The sequence below is a fragment of the Pseudomonas sp. FSL R10-0056 genome (assembly GCF_009600105.1).
GTDB classification, from domain to species: domain Bacteria; phylum Pseudomonadota; class Gammaproteobacteria; order Pseudomonadales; family Pseudomonadaceae; genus Aquipseudomonas; species Aquipseudomonas bubulae.
The window spans coordinates 22,384-47,618 of sequence record NZ_WIWL01000161.1 but is presented as its reverse complement, the minus strand read 5'-3'; the positions used below and the strand labels follow the sequence as shown (position 1 = coordinate 47,618).

Genomic DNA, 25,235 nt, shown 5'->3' with positions numbered 1-25,235 from the left:
TCTCGGTCAGGCATCTTTTCCGATGCCAAGTTTGCACAAGTCTGCACAAGTCTGAAATAAAATGACAAGATGTTGCAGTAAACCAAACACTCTGCATATGAAATGGGAAGCCGATGAGCGACCAGCCAGACGAGATTCTCACGATTGACGAGGTTGCTGCCTTCTTGAAGGCAGGTAAGCGCACGGTCTATCGCCTGGCCGCCAGCGGTAAGCTCCCGGCCTTCAAACTCGGTGGCACGTGGCGCTTTCGGCGCAGCGATCTGGACAAGTGGATCGCCAGTCGCATCGGCAGAGCGACAGTGGATGATGACGAGGGGGTTGAATGACTTCCAACGCCACCGCCCTCCAGTCCAAGGCCAATCCCCAGCAACTTGAAGCCATTCTGGCCACCGACGGCCCGGTGCTCATCATTGCCGGGCCCGGGTCGGGCAAGACCTTCACGCTGGTAGAGCGCATCGTCTATCTAATCACCCACAAGGGGATAGCCCCCGAGTCGCTGTTGGTCGTCACCTTCACCGATAAGGCCGCGCGCGAGCTCACCACCCGCATATCCAATCGGCTGGCCGAGCTGAACATCCAGTTCAACCTGAACGAGATGTATCTCGGCACCTTCCACTCCATCTGCCTACGGCTCTTGGAAGACTACCGCGAGTTCACCCGGCTCAAGCGCAGCTTCACGCTGTTCGACCAATTCGATCAGCAGTACTTCCTCTACCAGCGCATCAAAGATTTCCGCGAGCTGCCAGACGCCCAGCTTGTCATGGGCCATGATCAGGCGGGCCGTTGGGCGCAGTCGGAGAACTTACTCAAGTGGCTCAACAAGGTGAGCGAGGAGGCGCTCGACGCAGCTGCGCTGGCGGTGGCACCGGAAGTGGAAATCCGCGCACTGGCCACCTGTTTTGCCAAGTACCAAGAGCTGCTCAACGAGCACAACTCGCTGGACTTTTCCGGTATCCAGTATGAGGCCCTGCAACTGCTGGAAAAGCGCCCCGAGGTACTGGCGCAACTGCGCGACAAACTCACTCACCTGATGGTGGACGAGTATCAGGACACCAACACCATTCAGGAGCGCATCCTCCTGATGCTGGCGGGCGAGCGCCGCAATTTGTGCGTGGTGGGCGACGACGACCAAGGCTTGTACCGCTTTCGGGGGGCCACCATCCGGAATATTCTGGAATTCCCGGCGCTGTTCGACAGCGGCCAGTGCAAGCAGGTCAAGCTCACCGTCAACTACCGCTCTCACCCGGATATCATCCGTTTCTACAACGAGTGGATGAAGGAGCAGGTTTGGGACGACGGCACTCGGGCGTACCGCTTCGCCAAACAGATCGTCCCGCGCGAGGACGACTTCCCCGATCTGCCTACGGCGGTGCGACTGACCGCCAGTGACAACAACGGCGACACCACTAACTGGCACGCCGAGGTACTGACCTTCCTCAATGGGTTGAAGAGCTCCGGCCAACTCTCGGACTGGAATCAGGTAGCCTTCCTGTACCGCTCGGTCAAGAACTACAAGGTGGTGGCACTGGCGCGCTTCCTCGAAGCCCAGGGCGTACCCGTATTCTCACCCCGCTCAAATATGTTCTTCGAGCGCGAGGAAATCCGCCTGATGATAGGGGCGCTGATCTTTCTTTTCCCCCAGTTCTCCAAGGTACGGGCGTGGGTCGAAGGCGTCACGTTGCCCATCTGGGATTACTACGACCACCAGTGCTTCAAGCCCTTCATCGATGAGCTGCGCAAGCCGGAGAATAAGGCGATGCTGGACTGGGCACGGCCACTGGCCAAACACCACGCCGTCCTCACGCAGAACACCGACTACGCCTTCTCTGGTCTGTTCTACCAGTTACTGCAGTTCCCGCTGTTCTCGCGATTCCTCACTGAAGAGGCCGTCCAAGGCGTGGACAAAGGGCGTGCTGCCCGCAACCTCGGTACCTTTTCAAAACTGATCTCTAAGTTCGAGTATCTGCACTTTGTCAGCGTGCTCAACCCCGAGTGGCTGGAAAAGAATCTGCGCGACCTGTTCAACCAGTTCTTGCGCTTCCTTCAGGATGGCGGCATCGGCGAGTACGAGGACGAGGCCGAGTACGCACCCAAGGGCTGTGTCTCATTCCTGACCATCCACCAGTCCAAGGGCCTAGAATTTCCGGTGGTGGTGTGTGGCTCGCTGGAGGCGGTGCCGCGCAAGCAATACAGCGCGCTTGATGTGCTGCTGGAAGATGGCGGTTACCTTTCCAAGGAGCGCTTCGAGCCGCTCGACCACATCAAGGACTTCGACTTTTGGCGGCTGTTCTACACCGCCTTCTCGCGTGCCCAGAACCTGTTGATGCTGGCCACGCAGGAAAAACAAGGGCACGGCAAGTCGCCGTCCAAATACTTCGAGCGGCTGTTCTATGAGCTGCCCAGCTGGCGCGACGTCGATCTGTCGGCGCTGACTTTTGAAGCCGTCAAACAGATCAACCTCAAGCGCGAGTATTCATTCACCTCGCACATCACGGTGTTCGAGAATTGCGCCGAGCAGTACCGCTTTTTCAAAGAGTTTGAGTTCGCGCCCACCCGTGAGAGCCCAATGCTGTTCGGTACGCTGGTGCACCAGACCATCGAGGACATCCACAAGACGGTACTGCGGGGCGAAGAAGCCAGCATCACCTTCGATGTAATCAAGGGCTGGTTCTCAACTAACTACGCCATGCTCTCGAAGAAAGAGCGTGTCTACCTCGCACCCTCTTCGCAACAGGCGGCGCTGTTACACGTGCTGCGCTACTACGAGCGCGAGAACGACCACTGGGATCGCATCAAAGAGGCCGAGGTTGAGATCTCGCTCATCAAGGATCAGTACATCCTCAAAGGTAGTGTCGACCTGATCAGGGGCGAGCATGACACGGTCGAGATCATCGACTTCAAGTCTGAGAAGAAGCCTGACATGGAAAAAGACCGGGATCGCCTGCGTCAGTACCAACACCAGCTGGAGGTATACGCCCACCTGGTGGAAGAGCGTACTGGCCAGAAGGTCAGTCGGATGCACCTGTACTACACCGGCGAGGACGGCGGGAACCCTTACGTGTCGTTCGCTAAGGACAGCCGGGCCATCGATAAGACCATCGCGCGCTTCGACAACATCGTCGCGCGCATTGCGCAGCAGGAGTACGCCATAGCCGCACGCCCGGTAAAGCTGTGTCAGAGCTGCGATATGCGCGCCTACTGTGACAACAAGAATTGGAAATTCAGGAGCAACAACTCGTGAGCAAGAACACCCCCGCGCAGGATAGCCTGCAACTCACCACAATCGATGGCGGCACCACCAATGTCGAGAAGTACAAGTTCGAGCCGATCAAGGGCTACCCTATGCTCAACTGGCGCGGTAAGCGTCCGTTTACCTCGACGCAGTACTACCCGGCACAACTGAAAGAAGTCCACGGCGAAGAGGTGGATGGCTGGCGCAATAAGATTTTCTGGGGTGACAACCTGCAGGTCATGAGCCACCTGTTGAAGGAATTCCGGGGCGAGGTAGATCTGATTTATATCGACCCGCCGTTTGACTCAAAGATCGAATACAAGAAAACAATCAAGGTAAACAGGCAGAGCGCAGAGACTGGGTATACCGCATTTGAGGAAAAGCAATACACCGACGTTTGGACGAATGATGAGTACCTGCAATTCATCTACGAACGAGCAATCCTTATGCGTGAGCTATTGAGCGATGATGGGGTGTTCTGTTTGCACTGCGATTGGCATAAGTCCCACTACCTGCGCGCATTGCTAGATGAAGTGTTCGGCGCTGGGGCATTCCAGAATGAGATTGTCTGGCACTACTACAACAAGATGCAGGGGAACATAAACCGCTTCGCATCTGATCACGACATCATTCTTGTCTACTCAAAATCGGGAAAATTTCAATTCAATAAGCTGCGCGAAAAGCGCGAAAAGCCTGTGCAGCAAATTAAGCGGGTTTGGGATAAAGCCACTCAGTCTCTGGTTAATGCCAAAGACGAGAATGGGAAAGTTGTTTACATAAATTCCACTCACAGAACCATTGATGATGTTTGGCGTCTGCCCATGCTTCAGCCCGCAGATCGCGTTGAGGTGGTGGGCTACCCAACACAGAAGCCAGAAACTCTGTTGGAGCGAATCATCCTTGCCTATTCGAACCCGGGTGACATCGTGTTCGATTGCTTTATGGGTTCTGGAACCACACAAGCAGTAAGCAGTAAATATGGCAGACGTTATATCGGCAATGATATTAACTTGGCATCAGTTCAAACCACCTCGAAACGGCTTCTCGGAATCCATGAAGAAATGGCTGATGACAAATATCAGCCGACTATCAAGAATGGCTTGCGAGGCGGTAGTGATTTCCAAGCCAGCATCGAGGAAGAAGGGGATGACGCCGCAGCCGACTGGACTGCTGTCTTTAAAGTGCAGAAGGTCTATCCAGGCTTCGAGGTACATACAGTCAACAACTACGATATCTTCCGCAACCCCATTCAAGCTAAGGAGTTGCTGATCGAGGCGCTTGAAGTTCAAAAGCTCGAATTCAGCACCGTTTTCGACGGCGAGAAGGATGGGCGCATGATCAAGATCATGCCCGTCAACCGCATCGCTACGCGCGCCGATCTGAACGAGCTAATCGCGGGCTTCGACTATAAGTCCTGGGAGCGCAAGCAGAACGAAAAATCAAACCCCACGGTCGAAAAGATCACCCTCGTCTGCATGGGGCATGAGTCGGACTTGGCTGCGCAGCTGGAGCTGGCCGCCAGGCCGTTCAAGATCGACGTCGAGGTGGTCGACATTCTGCGCGACAAGGCTGATCTAGAGTTCAAGCGCGACTCGCAAGCCAAGGTGTGCATTAAGAAGGGAGAGCTGGTTATCGAGCGCTTCTATCCGATGAGTTTGCTACAGAAGCTCTCGCTGCAGAAGGAGTCGGTTGAGGACTGGAAGGAGCTGGTCGAGTCGGTGTTGATTGACTGGAACTACGACGGCGCGGTGCTGCAACCGACAGTGGTGGACATCCCCGGCAAGAATGATCTGGTCAAGGGTGCTTACAAGGTGCCCCAGGATGCAGGCACCGTCCGCGTGAAGATTACCGACCTGCTGTCGGAGTCGTGGGAAGGGAGTGTGATCAATGGCGACTAAACGTGCGGCCAAGGCGGTGAGCGCGTCGCTCGACTTTGCCTTCTTTCAGTTCCTGTGGCAGTTCTACCAGGGTAATCGCGGCACGATCCGCTCGCACTACAAGGAGCTGACGCGCAAGTTCCTCGATTTCAACAACCCGGATAAGAACCCCAAGGCCTTCCTGCGCCAGCCGCAGTTTGAGGCGCTGGAAACCTACGTTTTCCTCAAGGAGTTTCTCGGGAACGCCAAGGTCGAGGAAATCTTCCAGCAGTGGTTCGAGAAGCAAGGTCGTTTTGCCAACCGCGCCGAGGGTGGCGTAGTTTCCGGCGATGCTGGCCAGGTGGGCCTGTTCGACAAGATCACTCAGGAACAGTACAAGGCTGTATTCGCGGCTATGCGCAAAAACTCGCGCGCCTACCCCAACTACATTTTTGCGCTGACGATGGGCACGGGCAAAACCATCCTAATGGCGACCTGCATCTTCTACGAGTTCCTGCTGGGCAACAAATTTGAGAAGGACGCGCGTTACTGCCACAACGCGCTGGTGTTTGCGCCAGACAAAACGGTGTTGCAGTCGCTAAAGGAAATTGAGTCGTTTGACCTCACCCGCGTTGTGCCTCCGGAGTACGTCAACTTCCTGACAATGCACGTGCGATTTCATTACCTCGAAGAGGCGGGCACCTCGCTGGACACGTTGGATCGCTCGCGTTTCAACATCATCGTCTCTAACACGCAGAAGATCATCCTCAAGCGCCAGCACAAGGATAAAACCTCTGTCGACAAGCTGTTCGGTGCGACCGGAGAAACCCTCGCCGCCACTGGCGTCTACGCCGATGCGGCCGATCTCTACAATTTCGATCAGCCAGAGGAAGAAGGGGAGCTGACCACCAACCAACGTTTCGAGAAGCTGCGCCGCCTGGAGCAATTGGGCATCTTTGTGGATGAGGCCCACCACGCCTTCGGCAAGGCGCTGGCTAAGGACATGGGCGTGGGTGCCAAAGAAACAGATACAAGCCTGCGTACCACCATCGACATTCTGGCCGCCAGCCTGAACGCGGCGGGCACGAGGGTGGTGGCCTGCTACAACTACACTGGCACGCCCTACGTTGGACGCGTGGTGCTGCCGGAGGTGGTCTATGCCTACGGACTGAAGGAAGCCATCGGCAAGGGATTCCTCAAGAAGGTGACGCTGCACGGCTACGCAAACACCCGCTCCGACGAGTTTGTCGATATCGCCATTGAGAACTTCCTGAAGGAATCTGGTGAGCTGCGCCCGGAAGGTTTGCTGCCCAAACTAGCCTTCTTCGCTTCCACCGTAGAAGAGTTGATCGGCGAGCTGAGGCCAGCCGTCGAGCGCGTGCTGCTCAAACATGGCATCCCGACTTCGCGCATCTTGGTCAACGTGGGCGACAGCAAAATCACTTCAAATGACGACATCCGCGAGTTCAACCAGCTGGACACCATAGGCTCGGAAAAACAGTTCATCCTGCTGGTGAACAAGGGCCGCGAAGGCTGGAACTGCCGTTCTCTGTTTGGCGTTGGCTTGTTCCGCGAGCCCAAGTCTAAGGTGTTCGTGCTGCAGGCCACGATGCGCTGCCTACGTGCCATTGGCCAGGCCCAGCACACGGGTCACGTCTTCCTTTCGGACGACAACCTCAACACCCTCAACGACGAGCTGCAGCAGAACTTCCACATCAGCGCCGATGAGCTGCAGAATGTCGCCAAGGACAAAGAGCGAGTTGAAGTCCGCGTGGTAGAACCCCCGGTTAAGATTAAACTGGTTCGCGTTCGCAAGCTCTATCAGATACGTGAGAAGGCAATTCTGCCCGGCCAGAAGCTGGGAATTGACCGCACCGAAAAGAAAAACTGGAGTACGTTGGTCGAGAAGTACCGCCTGATCGAAACTCAGCAAGACGGCTTGACCGCCGCCGACGCGACGCGTGCCTCCGGTAGTCGAACTTTCGATCTGACTTCGCGCCGAGAAAAGCGAGTCTTCTCACAGCTATCGCTGGTGGCCGAGGTGTCCCGCTATCTGAACCGAAGCCCCTTGGAAATCGAGGAGTTGCTTGACACGACCAGCGAAGGCATCGACGAACTGGTAGCCATCACCAACGAGTTCAACGAGCTGCTCTACGACGAGATCATTCCACGCCTATTCCGTTTGCTGTTTGATCTTGACGAGTATGAGAAGAAGGACGAGTACGAGGTCGATCTGATCAAGATGCCTGCCAACGGCTACTACGAGGTGTCGGCGTCCAAGGACAAGATCGTGCGGATGCACGACGTGCAGATCAAGGACGAGGAACGCGCAAAGAGCTTCCACCTTGACACCTACTGCTTCGATTCGGGCTCAGAAAACTGGCTTTTTTGGGACTTGCTGCGCGAGCAGCGGGTGAGGAAGATCTACTTCACCGGAATGCTGACGCACGGTCAGTCCGACTTCTTTATTCAGTATATCGACCCGGACTCACGTACCGTGCGCAGCTACTATCCTGACTTCATCTTCCTGCGTGAAGAACCGGATGGCAGCCTGAAGTACGTTATCGTCGAAGTGAAAGCCGACAACCAGATCGAAGATGCCGTGGTGCAGGCCAAAAAGGACTTCGCCCAGCAGATCGCGGTGGCCAGTGGGATGGAGTATCGAATTCTCAAATCGTCGGATGCTGACAAGCGGCGTTTTCGAGTGTTGTTTTAATCAGGGTGGTAGTACAGGAGGTGGAGCTAGTGTCTCAGCCTCCTGAGCCCGCTGCATGATCCAAATGCGCTTTTCTTCAGATGTTGAGTAGCCGACACCAACCATGTTCGTTGAATGCGAACCGATGGAGCTCCGGCCTGCAACCCAGCGCTTGGGTGTGGGTCAAAGTGTGGGTCAAGAATGGCGTTTTGTATTCAGCCCCTATTTTGCTTGGATTTCAGGCATTAAAAAGCCGGCTTGTGGCCGGCTTCTCGGGGGCGGGTTTGGCTTATTTTTGGTAAGCCGTACTCGCCTTCAATCGGGACATCCAGCGCGTTGTGGCTGGGTGTGGGGCGTAGCGGCTTTTTGCTGCCTGGCCCTGCATTCCGGCTCGCGTGCCGCGAGGGGGAGTGCACAAGTGCGACGAATCATACTGGGGTTTGAGTACTTTTCCCAGACCTAAGGTTATTCGTCCAGTTTGTAAGGCACTGGCGGGCGTCGCTGGCTAAGCGTGGACCACCAGAATACCCAGCCCAGTATCCGTATCTGCTGCGCATGGACTTCTGTTGCGTCAAAGACTTCGTCCGGATACTCCAGGCAGTTGTGGCTGCGGATGCGCAGGCCGTTGTTGGGCAGGCGGTAGAGGTATTTGATGCGCAGCATGCCATCCTGCTCGAGCGCGTAGATTTCACCGTCGACGATTTGGGTCAGGCTGCGGTCGATGGCGACTGTGGAACCATCCTGGATCCTGTGCGCCATGCTGTTGCCAATCATGGGTGCGCAAATGGCCTGGTCGGGGCTGACATCCAGGGCCTGCAGGGTCGAGCAACTGAGCCGCACGGTGCAATCAGGAATTTTCACCACATGGGTTTTGCCTGATCCGTCGGGGTGCAAGGTTTCGTTGTAGAAGGGCGCGTCAATATCGCAGGCATTAGCCGGTTTGGGCTGTCCGGTCTGGGCAGGCGATTTTTCATCGTTGCTGCTGACAAGGCCCGGATGCTTGACGCCCTCGCCGGTACGTAGCCAGCGGCTGTTGACGCACAGCAGTTCGGCGATTTCGTCCAGGCGAGCCATCGGAATGCCCCGTTTGAACCAGTTGTTGACGTGCTGCGGCGTAACGCGGCGATTGGCTGCGAAGTCCGAAGCGGTTAAATGGCACTCCCGCAGGAGGGCTTTCAGGCGATCACCGGATGTATTCATGAACACAGAGTCTACGGGCAAGCCAAGCCTGTTTAAATAAACTAAGCGTTCAAAAAAAAACGGTAAAACCAGAAAATTCCTAGGCTTGCAGCGATATTTCCTACTGGCATTGACTGGGCATTTTGCGCGCCGTAAACAGGCTGTTTTATTGCGTTTATGCAGGCATAAAAAAACCCCGGCGAGCCGAGGTTTTTTTTAACCGCTTGCTTAGCCTTTGTAGGCCGCAACCGATTTGGTGATTTCGGCACGGGCAGCTTCAGCATCGCCCCAACCTTCGATCTTCACCCATTTGCCTTTTTCGAGATCTTTGTAGTTCTCGAAGAAGTGCTGGATCTGCTGGATCAGCAGGGGTGGCAGGTCGGTGTACTCTTTCACGTCAACGTACAGCTGGGACAGCTTGTCGTGAGGCACTGCAACCACTTTGGCATCGCCGCCGCCGTCGTCAGTCATGTGCAGGATGCCAACCGGGCGAGCACGGATAACCGAGCCTGGAGCTACCGGGTAAGGGGTAACCACCAGCACGTCCAGCGGATCACCGTCGTCAGCCAGGGTGTTAGGGATAAAACCGTAGTTGGCCGGGTAGAACATCGGGGTGGCCATGAAGCGGTCAACGAACAGGCAATCGCTGTCTTTGTCGATTTCATATTTGATCGGCGCGTGGTTAGCCGGAATCTCGATAGCGACGTAGATGTCATTCGGCAGGTCTTTGCCAGCCGGAATCTTGCTGTAGCTCATTGGGCGGTGCCCCCGTTAGTAGGCCAGTTTGTTTGGCCGATTTGGCCAAAAAGTGGCGGCGATTATAGGCGTATTCCTATAAGGACGTCACCCTTGGGCGATCAGTGCTGCGCGCGGTATTCGGGGTGTTCGCTTTGCAGCTGCTTGAGGCGTGCCAGCGTGTCCTGACGATAAAACAGGCTCAGTTGTTGATAGACCAGCGGGTAGGCATGGTTCAACAGGTCGGGTGCGCTGAAAAAGTACTCGCTGGTGACCGCAAAAAACTCCGCCGGGTTTTCGGCGGCATAGGGGTCGATAGGCGCGTGGTCGGGGTTGTGGTGGTCGAGGTAGTGATTGAGATGGTCGTAGGCCTGTTGCATGGCTTGGGTCCAGTCACTGACATGCATGCTGCTGTGCAAGGGCGGCATGCCATTCGCGGCACCATTGAGCATGTCCAGCTTGTGCGCCAGTTCGTGGATGACCAGGTTGTAGCCTTCCCAGCCACCGCTGGCCAGCACGCCCGGCCAGGCCAGAACCACCGGGCCATGCTGCCAGGCTTCACCGCTGTGATGGCCTTCCCATTCATGCTCTACACCGCTGGAATCACGATGGCGCTGGGGGCTGACGAAGTCGTCGGGGTAGAGCACGATTTCGTGAAACCCCTGGTACCAGTCCAGGTCACCCAGGTTGAGCAGCGGCAATTGCGCCTGAGCGGCCAGCAACAGCCGGCCCTCTTCGGTCAGCTCAACCCCGGGCATGGGGGTGAGGTGCTTGGCTTGCAGAAACAATACGCTGCTGTCGCGCAGCCATTTGTCCTGCTCGTCATTCAGCCCGTCGAGAATGCTCAGATGCTGGCGCACGTTGTGCCATACGTCAGGCGTTACCGGGTGCTGCGCAAGGATTCGCTGGCGCCGCCATTCACTTAGAGACCACATGGTGGTGTCTCCCGATCAGGCTTTGGCTTTGGCTGGAGTACGGCCCAGACGGCTGCGGATCACGCCAATAATCATCGGTACCAGCGACAGCAGAATGATGCCCACCACCAGCAGCGACAGGTTCTTCTTGATAAATGGCACATTGCCGAAGAAATAACCCAGAGTGACCAGGCCGCCAACCCACAGGATGGTGCCGAATACGCTGAACATAAAGAAGCGCGGGTAGAACATGCGCGCCACACCGGCAACAAACGGAGCGAAGGTGCGGAAAATCGGCAGGAAACGGGCCATGGTTACGGTTTTACCGCCATGACGCTCATAGAAGTCGTGGGTTTTTTCCAGGTAGTCGCGACGGAAGATTTTCGAATTCGGGTTGCTGAACAAGCGCTCGCCTGCCGTTCGTCCAATAACGTAGTTGGTGCTGTCGCCCATGATCGCAGCCAGCATCAGCAAGCCTGCGAGCAGTACCGGGTCCATGCCGCCGCCGGCAGCTACGGCGCCCGCGATAAAGAGCAGCGAATCACCCGGCAAAAACGGCATGACCACCAGACCGGTTTCGCAAAAAATCACCAGAAACAGGATGGCGTAGATCCATGGCCCGTAATTGTTTACCAGCATGTCGAGGTACACATCGAGGTGCAGGATAATGTCGATCGGGTTGAAATCCATGTGAAGCACCTGTGTTGATGACCCGGCTCTGCAGGTCTGTGCGGGTAGGGATGCGTAGTTAACTACAACAATTGTAGTTTTTTCGTACTTTTTTGAAGAACCGGATTATACGGATTGAGACGAATTCTGCAGTGTGAGTTTGTAGCGAAGCGTGTATTGGTAGTCAAAAGCCGTAGCAGCAGCCTCGTTCCTTCGGCAGCTGCTACGCAGAGTTAATCGCCCTTGAGCAGAAAGTTTTCGCTGGGCGCTTCGACATCCAGGGTCTGCACCTGGGCTTCATCCTTCAGATTCACTCCCGATAATTGCCGCCGGCAGGCTTCGCGCATCAGGTACGCCAGCCGATGAGCGGCCATGCCGTAGCTCAGGCCTTCAAGCCGTACATTGGAAATACAGTTGCGATACGCATCGGTCAGGCCGATTTTCGGCGCGTAGGTGAAGTACAGCCCCAGGCTGTCGGGGGAGCTGAGCCCGGGGCGTTCGCCGATCAACATCACCACCATGCGTGCGCCCAGCAGTTCGCCAATTTCATCGGCCACGGCAACTCGCCCCTGCTCTACCAGAATCACCGGCGACAGCGACCAGCCTTCAGTCGCCGTGTGCTCTTCCATGCGCGCCAGGAAGGGCAAGGTGTGGCGATGCACGGCCAGTGCCGACAAGCCATCCGCTACCACCACGGCGACATCGATGCCGCCGGGGTTGGCCGCTGCGTAGTCGCGCAATTGCTGCGCAGAGTCGTCGTTGAGCTTGCGTCCCAGATCCGGGCGTTGCAGGTAGCTGTGGCGGTCAGCCGCGGCACTGTGCAGCAGCAGGCTCTCGCGCCCGCGCTCGGTTAACTGTGCACTCAGGCCGGGGTGATCAAACGGCAAATGCACCGCATCCCGGGCCTGGGCATGGGCGAATTGAAAGTCGAGTTGGGCCTGGGTCGGCATGCTGGTGCCGGTGCGTCCCAGGGCAATACGTGCGGGGGTCAGGCGGCGCAGCTCCAGCCACGGGTTAAGGTTGTCGGCCATGCCTAGCGTCCTCCCAAATGAGCCAGCGCCTGGCGAAATGCAGGTGGCAGTTGATGGCCGAACTCGATGCGGCCATCGTTCTGAGTAAAAATGCCCACCTTGCTGAGCCACTGTTCAAACTCTGGGGCGGGTTTTAACCCCAGGGTTTTGCGGGCATACAGGGCGTCATGGAACGACGTGGTCTGATAGTTGAGCATGATGTCGTCCGACCCCGGGATGCCCATGATGAAGTTGATCCCGGCCACCCCCAGCAATGTCAGCAGGGTGTCCATGTCGTCCTGGTCCGCTTCGGCATGGTTGGTGTAGCAGATATCACAGCCCATGGGCACACCCAGCAGCTTGCCGCAGAAGTGGTCCTCAAGGCCGGCGCGGATGATCTGCTTGCCGTTGTACAGGTACTCGGGGCCGATAAAACCGACCACGGTATTGACCAGAAACGGCTTGAAATGCCGTGCCACGGCGTAGGCGCGGGTTTCACAGGTTTGTTGATCCACGCCGAAATGAGCGTTGGCCGACAGCGCGCTGCCCTGACCTGTTTCGAAATACATCAGGTTATTGCCCAGAGTCCCGCGATTAAGGCTCAAGCCTGCGTCATAGCCTTCCTGCAGCACATTCAGGTTGATGCCAAAACTGGCGTTGGCGGCCTCGGTGCCGGCAATGGACTGAAATACCAGATCCAGCGGCACGCCGCGATTGATGGCTTCGATCGAGGTGGTGACGTGGGTCAGTACGCAGGACTGGGTGGGGATTTCATAGCGCTGGATGATGGCGTCGAGCATGTTCAGCAGGTCGCAGATCGAGGCAATGCTGTCAGTGGCCGGGTTGATGCCGATCATGGCATCGCCGTTGCCGTAGAGCAGCCCGTCGAGAATGCTGGCGGCAATGCCGGCCGGGTCATCGGTGGGGTGGTTGGGTTGCAGGCGTGTCGAAAGTCGGCCGCGCAGGCCCATGGTGCCGCGAAACCGGGTAACCACACGGATCTTTTGCGCGACCAGAATCAGGTCCTGTACGCGCATGATCTTCGACACGGCGGCGGCCATTTCCGGGGTCAGGCCCGGCGCCAGGGCGCGCAGGCTGTGTTCGCTGGCTGCGTCGCTGAGCAGCCAGTCGCGAAAGCCACCGACGGTCAGGTGGCTGACCGGGGCGAAGGCTTGAAGATCATGGCTGTCGATAATCAGCCGGGTGACCTCATCGGTCTCGTAGGGGATCAGAACTTCTTGCAGAAAATAGGCGAGCGGGATGTCAGCCAGCGCCATTTGCGCGGCCACCCGTTCGCCGTCGTTTTGCGCAGCCACGCCGGCCAGAAAATCCCCGGAACGGGCCGGGCCAGCCTTGGCCATTACATCTTTAAGGCTATCGAAACGGTAGGTCTGAGTGCCAACCGCATGTGAGAACGTTGCCATACAGGGTGCTCCATGACGCCAGACGCAAGGCGTCTGGCGGGATTCTCAGCGGTCAGTGCAAGGCTTTTTCGGCCTGTTGAATAGCCGCGAATTCCTCTTCCGGCGTACCGGCCACCAAATGGTGCCGACTGTAAAAAGCGAAGTAGGCAATTAATACTCCATAGATCACCGCAGCGCCAATCACCACCCGCGGGTCAACCAGGAAGCCGGCCACCACCGCGACACAGGCAAGCACCAAAGCAGTGCCCGAAGTGAAAATCCCGCCCGGCGTGCGATACGGGCGCTCCATTTTAGGGCGGCGAATACGCAGGGTGATATGCGCGGCCATCATCAGCACATAGGAAATGGTCGCGCCAAATACCGCCACCAGAATCAGCAAGTCGCCCTGGCCGGTCAGTGACAGACCAAAACCGATAATGCCGGGGATGATCAAGGCCAGCACCGGCGCCTTGCTCTTGTTGGTTTCGGACAGTTTGCGCGGCAAATAGCCGGCGCGGGACAAGGCGAAGATCTGACGTGAATAGGCGTAAATGATCGAGAAGAAGCTGGCAATCAAACCGGCCAGGCCCACCAGGTTCACAAAGCCGCCCATCCAGGTCGAGCCGCCATACGCCTTGCTCAGGGCTTCGACCAGCGGATTGCCCGATGCCATCAAGTGGTGCGCGCCGGCGCCGCCCGGGCCGATCACCAGAATCAGCAGGGCAAAGGTGGCCAGAACCAGCATGGCGCCAATCAGGCCGCGAGGCAGGTCACGCTTGGGGTTCTTGGTTTCTTCAGCAGCCAGCGGCACGCCTTCGACAGCGAGGAAAAACCAGATCGCATAAGGGATGGCTGCCCAGACACCGACATAACCGAAGGGCAGAAATGCGCTGGCGCCCTTGGCCTCGGTGACCGGGATATCCAGCAGGTTGGCGACGCTGAAGTGCGGCACCATCGCGACCAGAAACACCCCCAGGGCAATGGCCGCCACGGCGGTGATGATGAACATCAGCTTGAGCGCTTCCCCGACCCCGAAAATATGGATGCCGATAAAGATGATGTAGAACGCCAGGTAGATCATCCAGCCGCCAATACCGAACAGCGACTCGCAATAGGCGCCGATAAAACAGGCAATCGCGGCAGGGGCGATGGCATATTCAATCAGGATCGCCGTACCAGTGAGGAACCCGCCCCACGGCCCGAAAGCACTGCGGGCAAAGCCGTAGCCGCCACCGGCAGTGGGGATCATCGAGGACAGTTCGGCCAGTGAAAAACACATGCACAAGTACATGGTGGCCATCAGCAATGTGGCGATAAACATTCCGCCCCAGCCGCCCTGGGCCAGGCCGAAGTTCCAGCCGGCGTAGTCGCCGGAAATCACATAGGCCACGCCCAGGCCCACCAGCAGGACCCAGCCGGCAGCGCCTTTTTTCAGTTCACGTTGTTGGAAATAATCGGAGCCGACTTTTTCGAAATCGACAGAGGACGCCGCCGCAGCGGCAGTAGGTTCGCTAGGCATGGGAATTCACCTGTTCTTTTATAGTTTGAGAAAATATGACAGGGAGATAAGCAAGAGCTAGGCCAGAAGGCCCGGTGTAGAGCTATTGATGCCAGTTTGTGGGAGCGGGCTTGCTCGCGATGCAGGCGCTGCGGTCGTTCAGTACAGCGCAGCGATCCTTTCGCGAGCAAGCCCGCTCCTACAGGGTTCTGGGTTAGAAGAAACCCAGCGGGTTGATGTCGTAGCTCACCAGCAGGTTTTTGGTCTGTTGGTAGTGGTCGAGCATCATTTTGTGGGTTTCACGGCCGACGCCGGATTTTTTGTACCCGCCGAACGCGGCGTGTGCCGGGTAGAGGTGGTAACAGTTGGTCCACACGCGACCCGCCTTGATGGCACGGCCCATGCGATAGGCGCGGTTGATGTCGCGGGTCCACAGGCCGGCGCCGAGGCCAAACTCGGTGTCGTTGGCAATCGCCAGCGCTTCGGCTTCGTCCTTGAAGGTGGTGATGCTGACCACCGGGCCAAAGATTTCTTCCTGGAAGACGCGCATTTTGTTGGTGCCCTTGAGCAGGGTCGGCTGGATGTAATAGCCGGTTGCCAGATCGCCTTCGAGCTTGGCTACGGCACCGCCGGTGAGCAGTTCAGCGCCTTCGTTCCTGGCAATTTCAAGGTAGGACAGGATCTTGTCGAATTGCTGCTCGGAGGCCTGGGCGCCGACCATGGTGTCGGTGTCCAGCGGGTCTCCACGCTTGATTGCCTCGACCTTGCGCATCACCACTTTCATAAAGTCGTCGTAGATCGACTCCTGCACCAGCGCCCGCGACGGGCAGGTGCACACTTCGCCCTGGTTGAAGAATGCCAGCACCAGACCTTCAGCGGCTTTTTCAATAAAGGCCGGCTCGGCCTGCATGATGTCTTCAAAGAAGATGTTTGGCGACTTGCCACCCAGTTCCACGGTCGACGGGATGATGTTCTCGGCGGCACATTTCATGATGTGAGCGCCTACAGGTGTGGAGCCAGTGAAGGCGATCTTGGCAATGCGTTTGCTGGTAGCCAGCGCTTCGCCTGCTTCTTTACCGAACCCCTGCACGACGTTGAGGACGCCAGGTGGCAGCAGGTCGCCGATCAGCTCCATAAAAACGGTGATGCTCAGCGGCGTTTGCTCAGCCGGTTTGAGCACGATGCAGTTGCCCGCCGCCAGTGCAGGGGCAAGTTTCCAGGCGGCCATCAGCAGCGGGAAGTTCCACGGAATGATCTGCCCGACCACGCCCAGCGGTTCGTGGATGTGATACGCCACAGTATTGCCGTCAATTTCGGCGGCGCTGCCTTCTTGAGCGCGGATGCAGCCGGCGTAGTAACGGAAATGATCCGCAGCCAGCGGCACGTCGGCGTTCAGGGTTTCGCGTACGGCTTTGCCGTTGTCCCAGGTTTCGGTAATGGCCAGCAGTTCGAGGTTTTGCTCAATGCGGTCAGCAATCTTCAGCAACACCAGCGAACGTGCCTGCACTGAGGTCGCGCCCCAGGCATCAGCAGCGGCGTGGGCCGCGTCGAGGGCTTTTTCGATGTCTTCGGCAGTAGAGCGCGGGAATTCGGCAATGGCTTTGCCGTTGACCGGCGAGGTGTTGGTGAAGTACTGGCCTTTGACCGGTGCCACGAATTCGCCGCCGATGTAGTTACCGTAACGGCTCTTGAACGAAACAATCGAGCCTTCAGTACCGGGTTGTGCGTAACGCATGGTGAGTGTCTCCTGGCTTTATTGTGCTTATGGGAAGACGCGCTGTGGCGCTGGCAAAAGTATGAGCAAGGGCTGGGCCATCTTTGTGCAGGCCTTGTCTTCCAAGGCTTTGCGGGTTTTACCCGGTCGTTGGGGAGAGGGGCTTGTGGCACACCTGATACAGCTGTGGTGACAATTTGTACCAGTCCTGGTACAACCGATGACCGGCCGGTCAGTTCGCGATTGCAAAGGCCGGTGAGCAAGAGGATGCTGGGCGTTCGGTTTGGACTGGATCTTTGTTGCCGCTGAGGGCGAGTTGCCTCTGTTGAGCACGGGACCACCGAGACAGAGCGGAGAACAATAAGAAATGCACAGCACCGATTTGCGCCGTCACGCACGGCAAGTCATTGATGTCACCCGCGGTCGCCCGCAAGGGTGTGACCCGTCCATCGTCCGTTCCTGGCAGCGTTGCCTGGAGGACTATCACCTCGATCCTGCGCAAACCGTAGCCCCGACCGTACTTGAGCAAGGCCGTATCCTTGAAGGCCGCGAGCGTTTGCAGCAGGTGCTGAAAATCGCCGGTCACGAAATGAACAGCCTGCATCAGCAACTCTCCGGTGCCGGGCACGCGGTGCTATTGACTGATGCCCGTGGCGTGATCCTCAACTGTGTCACTGCCCCCTCCGAACGCAAGGTGTTCGAGCAGGCGGGGCTGTGGCTGGGAGCCGACTGGAGCGAAGCCAGGGAGGGTACCAACGGCATCGGTACCTGCCTGGTCGAGCGTCAGGCACTGACCATCCATCAGGATGAACACTTTCGTGGCCGGCACACCGGGCTGACCTGCTCGGCCAGCCCGGTGTTCGATCCGCAGGGCGAGTTGCTGGCGGTGCTCGACGTGTCTTCGGCCCGCCATGAGGCTTCCCGTCAGAGCCAGTTTCATACGATGGCGCTGGTTAATCTGTCAGCGAAAATCATCGAAAACAGCTACTTCCTCGGGCACTTTCAGAATCAGTGGCTGCTGCGTTTTCATCTGCACGCCGAGTCTGTCGGATTGTTCAGCGAAGGCATGCTGGCGTTTGATGGCGACGGAGTTATAGGCGCGGTTAACCAGAGTGCCCTGAACCTGCTAGGGCATGTGCGTGGCAGTTTGCTCGGGCAATCGGTCGACAGTGTTTTCGATTGCCCGCGGGATGAGCTTTTCAGTCGGGCCACCCTCCAGGCGAATGCCAGTTGGCCGCTGCATACCCGCGACGGGCGTCGATTATTTGCGGCACTGCGCGGCCAACCACGGAACGGGCCTGCCCCGGTCATGGTGCAAGCCGAGCCACCGCGCCCGAGCAGCATCTGCCTGGGTGATGAGGCCCTGCAGACGGATTTTCGCCGGGCATTACGGGTGTTTGAGCGCGATGTGCCGCTGTTGGTCAATGGTGAAACCGGCTCCGGCAAAGAAGCCTTTGCCAAGGCTGTGCATCAAGCCAGCTTGCGCAGCAGCAAGCCGTTTGTGGCGCTCAACTGCGCGTCGATCCCCGAAAGCCTGATCGAGAGCGAACTGTTCGGCTATCGCGGTGGTAGTTTTACCGGGGCACGCAAGGAAGGCATGCAGGGCAAGTTGCAGCAGGCCGATGGCGGCACCCTGTTTCTGGATGAAATTGGCGATATGCCGCTGGCGTTGCAAACCCGGTTGTTAAGAGTGCTGGAGGACCGTGTGGTGGTGCCCATTGGTGGCGAGCCGATGGCGGTCAACGTGCGCATTATCAGCGCCACCCACCGTAACTTGCAGGAGCGCGTGGCGGACGGCAGTTTTCGTGAAGACCTGTATTACCGCCTTAATGGACTGGAAATCGGTTTGCCAGCGTTGCGCGAGCGCACGGACAAATCGCAGTTGCTGGACTTCTTGCTGGCCGAAGAGGCGGGAGGGCAGCGCCTGTTTATCAGCCCGGCGGCACGTGAGGCGTTGCTGGATTTTGCCTGGCCAGGCAACGTGCGTCAGCTGCGCAATGTGCTGCGAACCCTGGCTGCACTCTGCGAAAACGACGTGATCCAGTACGAAGATCTGCCGGCCACTATTCGCCTGGCTCCGCCCAAAGCCCCTGAAGCATGTGAATACCCGCTTGAGGATGCCGAAAAGCAGGCCTTGTTGCTGGCGCTCGAACTGCACCGCTGGCATATGACCCATACCGCGCTGCAACTGGGGGTGAGCCGCAACACCCTGTATAGAAAGCTGCGCAAGCATGGGATTGAGCGGTAATGCTTAAAAGCCCCTCACCCCAACCGTCTCCCGGAGGGTGAGGGGGCTGACCTGAGGCGTTGCGCAAATCCGCTTTTGCTTTTAGTCGCCTCTCCCTCAGGGAGAGGGCCAGGGTGAGGGTTTCAGAATCATCAGGTGCGAAAAGAACCTTGCTACGCTACCCTTCGCCGATGGTTTACGAGGTCAACTATGCACATTCATATTTTGGGTATTTGCGGCACTTTCATGGGGTCGCTGGCGGTTCTGGCCAAAGAACTGGGCCATCACGTTACTGGCTCAGACGCCAACGTCTATCCGCCGATGAGCACCCAGCTGCAGGCTCAAGGTATTGAACTAACCCAGGGCTATGACCCGGTTCAGCTCGATCCGGCGCCAGATGTAGTAGTGATCGGCAATGCGCTGTCCCGTGGCAACCCCGCAGTTGAGTACGTGCTGAACAAGGGCCTGCCTTACGTGTCCGGCCCGCAATGGCTGGCTGACCATGTGCTGCAAGGCCGCTGGGTACTGGCCGTGGCAGGTACCCACGGTAAAACCACGACCAGCAGCATGCTGGCCTGGGTGCTGGAGTACGCGGGCATGGCCCCGGGTTTCCTGATTGGCGGTGTGCCGCAGAACTTTGCCGTGTCGGCCCGTCTGGGTGATACGCCGTTCTTTGTGGTAGAAGCCGATGAATATGACAGCGCCTTTTTCGACAAGCGCTCGAAGTTTGTCCACTACCGTCCGCGCACGGCAATCCTCAACAATCTCGAGTTCGATCACGCTGATATCTTCCCGGACTTGCCGGCCATTGAGCGGCAATTCCACCATTTGGTGCGCACTATCCCGAGTGAAGGGCTGGTTATCCACCCGACCACCGAGCCTGCATTGCAGCGTGTAATCGAAATGGGCTGCTGGACGCCGGTACAAACCACGGGCGTCGATGGTCAATGGCAAGCCAGGCTGCTCAGTGATGACGGCTCTCGCTTTGAGGTGCTGTTTGACGGCGCGCTGCAAGGTACCGTCGATTGGAATATGACCGGCCAGCATAACGTGGCCAACGCCCTGGCGACCCTGGCCGCAGCGCGCCATGTAGGCGTGGTGCCGAGCATGGCGATTGATGGGTTGAGCGCTTTCAAAAGCGTAAAACGACGTATGGAGAAAGTCGCCGAAGTCCACGGCATTACCCTCTACGACGACTTTGCCCACCATCCGACTGCGATCGCGACCACCCTCGATGGCCTGCGCAAGCACATTGGTGACGCGCCCTTGATCGCGGTGATTGAGCCGCGCTCCAACTCCATGAAGCTCGGAGCCCACCGTGATGGCCTGCCGCAAAGCGTGGTGCAGGCGGATCATGTGGTCTGGTATGCCCCGGCCAATCTGGGTTGGGATCTGGCCGCGACGGTGGCATCGAGCCCGGTGCCGACCAAGATGTGCGATTCGCTGGACGCCATCATTGCCGAGGTCAAGGCCCAGGTTAAGCCCGGTACCCATGTGGTGATCATGAGCAATGGCGGCTTCGGCGGGCTGCATGGCAAGCTGGCGGAAGCGCTGCAATGAGTGGCCCGGAACGCATAACCCTGGCGGTCACCGGTGCTTCCGGCATGCCGTACGCCTTGCGCCTGCTCGATTGCCTGGTGCGCGAAGACCGCGAAGTCCACTTCCTGATCTCCAAGGCCGCACAATTGGTCATGGCAACCGAAACGGATGTCAGCCTGCCGCCAAAGCCACAAGCAATGCAGGCTTTTCTGACTGAATACACGGGCGCTGCCGCAGGGCAGATTCGCGTATACGGCAAGGAGGACTGGATGTCGCCCGTGGCTTCGGGGTCGGGAGCACCCGCTGCGATGGTGGTGGTGCCGTGTTCCACCGGCACCCTGTCGGGGATTGCCACCGGCGCTTGCAACAACCTGATCGAGCGGGCCGCAGACGTGACGCTCAAGGAGCGTCGCCAGCTGATTCTGGTGCCGCGTGAGGCGCCGTATTCCAGTATCCATCTGGAGAACATGCTCAAGCTGTCCAATATGGGCGCGGTAATAGTGCCTGCATCGCCCGGCTTTTATCATCAACCGCAGACTATCGATGACCTGGTGGATTTTGTGGTGGCGCGCATTCTCAACCTGCTCAATATCCCCCAGGACATGCTCCCGCGCTGGGGCGAGTACCATGTGGGCGGCGATGAGTAAGGCGCTATTGGCCCTGCTGGTGGCGGCTCTGGTTTGTGGTTGCGCCAGCGTGCGAACGCTGGATGCGGCCAAGCCGGGCGCTCCCGTTGTGTACTCGGGTACGCGGCTGGACGTGTATGCCCTTGAGGGCGGGTGCTGTGCCAAGGATCGCTTTGGCGCCGAGGCTCCACGCTATCCGGGCCTGGACCTGCCCGCCAGCGCGTTGCTCGATACCGTGCTATTGCCGTTGTCCGTGCTGACGGTGCTGGGTGTCGGGTTTCAGGCCAGCGGTGGTTTGTAGCCAGCAGGGCGGGTGACTATTTACCCAGCTTGCGCAACTCATCGGATTCGATCACCCGCACGCCGTCCTGTTCTTCCAGTGCCAGGCGCCACAGCGCACGGGCCAGCTGGCAGGCTTCGATACCGTGGTACTTGCCCGGAATCAGTTTGGACAGTGGCCCGGCGATCTGTTCGGCCAGACGTGGCTCGACGCGATCGCCCAGTAGCAGGGAAGGACGGGCAATGGTCAGTTGCGGCCAGTTTTGCGCGCGCAGCGACTGCTCCATTTCACCCTTGACCCGGTTATAGAACACCGAGGACTTGGGATCGGCGCCGATGGCACTGACCACCACCAGATGGCGTGCGCCCATTTCCCGCGCGCGTTTGGCGAAAGCCACCACCATGTCGTGATCCACCGCGCGGAAGGCTGCCTCGGAACCTGCCTGCTTGATCGTGGTGCCCAGGCAGCAGAAGGCGACATCGACCCGGCCACTGAGTTGAGGCAGGAACACGGCGGGGTCACCTACCGGGTTTTCCAGGTGCGGATGCGCCGCCAGAGGCTTGCGTGAAGGGGCGAGCACGCGGGTGATGGTGGGTTCGTTGAGCAGGCGGTCAAGTAGCAGTTCGCCGGTAAGGCCGGTAGCGCCTGCGAGCAAAATATGTGAAGGCGTCAAGTGCATAATGTTTCTCCCTTGATACAACCAGCTTAGCCATTCCAGGGTTATTTGCTTACTGCAAAGCCTGTTTCGCTTGTTGTTGACGCAAGCGTTGCCAGTGGTTCAGAACGCCTTTTGGCGCCCAGATTTGCGGTTCGGATGGCTCGTAGCCATCCGCTTGTTCGCGTTCGGCCACGTACTGCCTGGCCAGTTTGAAGGCTTTTTGCAGGTCGTCGGTCTGGTTCAGCGCCTGAGCAAACAAGGCATTGCCGAAGTAGGTAAAGTCGGCTTCTTCAGAGCAGCCAAAAGACACGCGGTCAGCCTGGGATGCGGTCATGATCAGGGTTTTTTCATCCTTGAGCGCGGGGATAAAACCGCCTGAATAGCAGGATGAAATCACGATAATCTTGTCGCGGTTTTTCAGTGGGGCCAAGGCTGCAGCCAGTTCGTCGGCGGGCAGGTCTGCCAGCTCCATGCGCGGTTGATCGAGTACCAGCTCGTGTTCCTGGGTGCCGTGGCTGGTCAGATAAATGAAAATCAGGTCTTCAGGGCCGGTGCGCCCGGCCAGGGTTTTTGCCGCGCGGTACAGGTTTTCGCGGGTGGCCATGGGGCGATCGAGCAGATGGTCGCGGTGGTTCACCAGGGTGATCCGGCCACGGCTGCCAAAACGGCTGGCCAGCATGTCGCTGACATAATCGGCTTCGCGCTTGAACACGCTCTGCTTGCCGTCGCCCGCCAGCACCAGGCTGTACAGCTCGATTGCCGGGGTGGATGGGGCAACGCCGTCCAGCGCCTTGTTGAGCAATGTGCCCTGGTTGAGCAGCCCCAGCTCCAGCGGGTCGGGCAAGACTGTCCCTTTGGCATCGCGCACTCGCTGGCCGTTGAGCCAGTAGCCGCTTTGTACGGTACCGTCGCTCAGGGTCAGGGTGCCCTGGCCCTGATAGGTGTCTGCGGCGAACTCGCCAACATAGGTGCTGCCGTCGGGCAGGCTCAAATGGCCGGGACCGTTGAAGCGCCACTCGTTGAACATGCCGCTGTAGTGGCTGCCGTCGATGCCTGTCAGTTCGCCCTTGCCGGTTAATGCGCCGTCCTTGAAGTCGCCGCTCCACACATCGCCGTCGGCATTCTCATAGCGGCCCTTGCCGTTGAGCTGGTTGTGCTTGAACGCGCCCTCGTACTGGTCGCCGTCGGCGCTGTTGAAGATGCCGTTGCCTTCAAGTTCGCCATTGACGAACTCGCCGACGAACTCATTGCCGCTGGCATCGCTGCGCCTGCCGGTGCCGTGGGGTTTGCCGTGGGCAAACTGGCCCTGGTACTGGCTGCCGTCTTCCAGCTCCAGATGGCCATCGCCCGAGAACTGGTCATCCTTGAAGTCGCCGCGATAGCTCAGGGTGCCTTGCTTGAGCGTGCCCTCGCCCTCGCGGTTGCCCAGCTTGAACCCGCCCTCGTAGGTGCTGTCGTGGGTGGTCAGGCGGCCATGGCCGCTGTACAGGCCTTGCGCGAAACCGCCGCGATAGCTATCGCCATTGCTGGCGTGCCACTCGCCCTGGCCGTGCCACTGGCCATTTTTGAACTCCCCTGCGTACCAATTGCCATTCGGATAGTCGATACGACCCTGGCCCTGCAGCAACCCGTTGACCACTTCGCCTCGATAGCGCCCGCCATCGGGCAGGCGTGCGTCGGGCGGTAACAGTGATTCACCGTCTCCACAGGCCGTCAGCAGCAGGGTCAAAGCAAGGGGGGCAAATGGGCGCATAACGGGATCCGGATAATTAAGCCACCGAGTATGCCGCAGCAATGGAAGCTGTCTATAGGCCCGGATGAAACATCGGCAGTTATTGTATGCCAAGGTGCAAGCCTGGGCCGTTGGTCGGTAGGACGTGCTTATAATGCGGCACAAAAATATTCGCTGGAGAGGTGAAATGTTGCTACGCGGCTTGACTTGGCTGGTGCTGTTTCAATTGCTCGGTACCGCCCTCAATCACTTGTTCGTCCCCGTATTGCCCGGGCCCATTATCGGATTGCTGCTGTTGTTGGGCTTCTTGATGGTGCGCGGTCAAGTCAGCGAGCCATTGAGTCAGGCTGCCGGCGGGTTGTTGCGTTATTTACCCTTGCTGTTGGTGCCGCCCGCAGTGGGCGTGATGGTGTACGCCGCCGATATTGCCGCTGACTTCTGGGCGATTGTCGGGGCGCTGGTGCTGTCGCTATTGATCTCGATGGCATTCGTCGGCGTACTGATGCAGCGTCTGCTCAAGAATCACAGCCATCCCGAGGAGCGGCCATGAATCTGCAATGGCAGGGCGCCTGGGAGTCAGTCATCCATCATCCGTTGTTTGGTATCGGTATCACCCTGGGCGCCTATCAACTGGTGCTCGCCGCTTACGAGAAAACCCGCTGGCTCTTCCTGCAGCCGGTGCTGGCCTCGATGCTGCTGGTGATCGGTGTGCTGCTCAGTTGCGGCCTGAGCTACGCGGAGTACCGCAAGAGCACCGATATCCTGAGTATTTTGCTGGGCCCCGCAACGGTGGCGCTGGCGGTGCCGCTGTACCTGAACCTGCGGCGGATCCGGCAGTTGTTCTGGCCCATTTTTACTACGCTGGTAATTGGCGGCGTCTTCGCCACTGCGTTGGTGGTGGGCCTGGCCTGGTGGTTCGGGGCCGAGCACATGATGCTGATGACCCTGGCGCCCAAGTCGGTGACCTCACCGATTGCCATGCTGGTGGCCGAGCAGATTGGTGGTGTGGCGGCGCTGGCAGCAGTGTTTGTGCTGATTACCGGGGTGATCGGCGCAATTTGCGGGCCGGGCCTGTTGCGCCTGCTCGGGGTTCACAGCCCGGAGGCCCGAGGTATGGCCCTGGGCATGACGGCGCACGCGGTTGGCACTTCGGTGGCCCTGCAGGAAAGTGAAGAGTGTGGCGCCTTCGCGGCGCTGGCGATGAGTCTGATGGGTCTGGGTACGGCGGTGTTCCTGCCGTTGGCCGTGACCCTCATGGTGTAAGGGTG

Annotated in this window: 20 protein-coding genes; 10 read left to right on the top strand and 10 right to left on the bottom strand. The window is 58.5% G+C overall.

Going from position 1 to position 25,235, the window contains the following annotated elements:
- The first annotated feature begins 113 nt into the window (after positions 1-113).
- The 4 genes from GHO42_RS08370 to GHO42_RS08355 are packed head-to-tail and all read left to right on the top strand — an operon-like array spanning position 114 to position 7,804.
- On the top strand, positions 114-326 hold the full coding sequence (locus GHO42_RS08370; protein ID WP_153327117.1) for a helix-turn-helix domain-containing protein: 213 nt from the start codon (positions 114-116) through the stop codon (positions 324-326).
- Positions 323-3,241, top strand: a complete 2,919-nt coding sequence (locus GHO42_RS08365) for an ATP-dependent DNA helicase (RefSeq protein WP_153327115.1) — start codon at positions 323-325, stop codon at positions 3,239-3,241. The genes GHO42_RS08370 and GHO42_RS08365 overlap by 4 nt, the downstream gene beginning before the upstream one ends.
- Positions 3,238-5,130: a site-specific DNA-methyltransferase gene (locus GHO42_RS08360; RefSeq protein ID WP_178126954.1), complete on the top strand. Its 1,893-nt coding sequence runs from the start codon at positions 3,238-3,240 to the stop codon at positions 5,128-5,130. Before GHO42_RS08365 ends, GHO42_RS08360 begins: the two co-directional genes overlap by 4 nt.
- On the top strand, positions 5,120-7,804 hold the full coding sequence (locus GHO42_RS08355; RefSeq protein WP_153327113.1) for a TnsA endonuclease N-terminal domain-containing protein: 2,685 nt from the start codon (positions 5,120-5,122) through the stop codon (positions 7,802-7,804). Before GHO42_RS08360 ends, GHO42_RS08355 begins: the two co-directional genes overlap by 11 nt.
- A 444-nt stretch (positions 7,805-8,248) precedes the next feature.
- On the opposite strand, the gene GHO42_RS08350 is transcribed toward GHO42_RS08355, so the two are convergent.
- The 8 genes from GHO42_RS08350 to GHO42_RS08315 form a co-directional block, all read right to left on the bottom strand.
- Positions 8,249-8,983, bottom strand: a complete 735-nt coding sequence (locus GHO42_RS08350) for an XRE family transcriptional regulator (RefSeq protein WP_095019059.1) — start codon at positions 8,981-8,983, stop codon at positions 8,249-8,251.
- 207 nt (positions 8,984-9,190) lie between these two features.
- On the bottom strand, positions 9,191-9,718 hold the full coding sequence (ppa, locus tag GHO42_RS08345) for an inorganic diphosphatase (RefSeq protein ID WP_016779241.1): 528 nt from the start codon (positions 9,716-9,718) through the stop codon (positions 9,191-9,193).
- Positions 9,719-9,819: 101 nt separating this feature from the next.
- On the bottom strand, positions 9,820-10,632 hold the full coding sequence (locus tag GHO42_RS08340) for a zinc-dependent peptidase (protein ID WP_094999456.1): 813 nt from the start codon (positions 10,630-10,632) through the stop codon (positions 9,820-9,822).
- A 15-nt stretch (positions 10,633-10,647) separates the two neighbouring features.
- Positions 10,648-11,301 (bottom strand): DedA family protein, encoded by a 654-nt coding sequence (locus tag GHO42_RS08335; protein ID WP_094999455.1) that lies wholly within the window; start codon positions 11,299-11,301, stop codon positions 10,648-10,650.
- Positions 11,302-11,513: 212 nt separating this feature from the next.
- A complete protein-coding gene (eutC, locus tag GHO42_RS08330; protein ID WP_094999454.1) occupies positions 11,514-12,311 on the bottom strand; it encodes an ethanolamine ammonia-lyase subunit EutC in 798 nt (265 codons plus the stop codon).
- Between the two features lie 2 nt (positions 12,312-12,313).
- The gene (locus tag GHO42_RS08325) at positions 12,314-13,714 is read right to left on the bottom strand and encodes an ethanolamine ammonia-lyase subunit EutB (protein ID WP_095024993.1); all 1,401 of its coding nucleotides are present in this window, start codon (positions 13,712-13,714) and stop codon (positions 12,314-12,316) included.
- Between the two features lie 52 nt (positions 13,715-13,766).
- Positions 13,767-15,212: an ethanolamine permease gene (gene eat, locus GHO42_RS08320; RefSeq protein ID WP_094999452.1), complete on the bottom strand. Its 1,446-nt coding sequence runs from the start codon at positions 15,210-15,212 to the stop codon at positions 13,767-13,769.
- Between the two features lie 193 nt (positions 15,213-15,405).
- On the bottom strand, positions 15,406-16,926 hold the full coding sequence (locus GHO42_RS08315) for an aldehyde dehydrogenase family protein (protein WP_095020958.1): 1,521 nt from the start codon (positions 16,924-16,926) through the stop codon (positions 15,406-15,408).
- 346 nt (positions 16,927-17,272) lie between these two features.
- On the opposite strand from GHO42_RS08315, the gene GHO42_RS08310 reads away from it, so the two are divergent.
- From GHO42_RS08310 to GHO42_RS08295, 4 genes are all read left to right on the top strand, one after another.
- The gene (locus tag GHO42_RS08310; RefSeq protein WP_095023463.1) at positions 17,273-19,153 is read left to right on the top strand and encodes a sigma-54-dependent Fis family transcriptional regulator; all 1,881 of its coding nucleotides are present in this window, start codon (positions 17,273-17,275) and stop codon (positions 19,151-19,153) included.
- A gap of 189 nt (positions 19,154-19,342) precedes the next feature.
- Positions 19,343-20,692 (top strand): UDP-N-acetylmuramate:L-alanyl-gamma-D-glutamyl-meso-diaminopimelate ligase, encoded by a 1,350-nt coding sequence (mpl, locus tag GHO42_RS08305; RefSeq protein ID WP_153327110.1) that lies wholly within the window; start codon positions 19,343-19,345, stop codon positions 20,690-20,692.
- Positions 20,689-21,318 (top strand): flavin prenyltransferase UbiX, encoded by a 630-nt coding sequence (gene ubiX, locus GHO42_RS08300; RefSeq protein WP_094999448.1) that lies wholly within the window; start codon positions 20,689-20,691, stop codon positions 21,316-21,318. The genes mpl and ubiX overlap by 4 nt, the downstream gene beginning before the upstream one ends.
- Entirely contained in the window at positions 21,311-21,598 is a 288-nt protein-coding gene (locus tag GHO42_RS08295) for a YceK/YidQ family lipoprotein (RefSeq protein WP_094999447.1), read from the top strand. The genes ubiX and GHO42_RS08295 overlap by 8 nt, the downstream gene beginning before the upstream one ends.
- A gap of 16 nt (positions 21,599-21,614) precedes the next feature.
- Here the strand turns inward: GHO42_RS08295 and GHO42_RS08290 are convergent, their stop codons facing one another.
- The gene (locus GHO42_RS08290) at positions 21,615-22,256 is read right to left on the bottom strand and encodes an oxidoreductase (RefSeq protein WP_094999446.1); all 642 of its coding nucleotides are present in this window, start codon (positions 22,254-22,256) and stop codon (positions 21,615-21,617) included.
- 49 nt (positions 22,257-22,305) lie between these two features.
- Positions 22,306-23,988 (bottom strand): C13 family peptidase, encoded by a 1,683-nt coding sequence (locus tag GHO42_RS08285; protein ID WP_094999445.1) that lies wholly within the window; start codon positions 23,986-23,988, stop codon positions 22,306-22,308.
- A gap of 166 nt (positions 23,989-24,154) precedes the next feature.
- On the opposite strand from GHO42_RS08285, the gene GHO42_RS08280 reads away from it, so the two are divergent.
- Both GHO42_RS08280 and GHO42_RS08275 read left to right on the top strand, forming a co-directional pair.
- Entirely contained in the window at positions 24,155-24,517 is a 363-nt protein-coding gene (locus GHO42_RS08280) for a CidA/LrgA family protein (RefSeq protein ID WP_094999444.1), read from the top strand.
- Positions 24,514-25,230: an LrgB family protein gene (locus GHO42_RS08275; RefSeq protein ID WP_094999443.1), complete on the top strand. Its 717-nt coding sequence runs from the start codon at positions 24,514-24,516 to the stop codon at positions 25,228-25,230. Before GHO42_RS08280 ends, GHO42_RS08275 begins: the two co-directional genes overlap by 4 nt.
- Positions 25,231-25,235 lie beyond the last annotated feature (5 nt).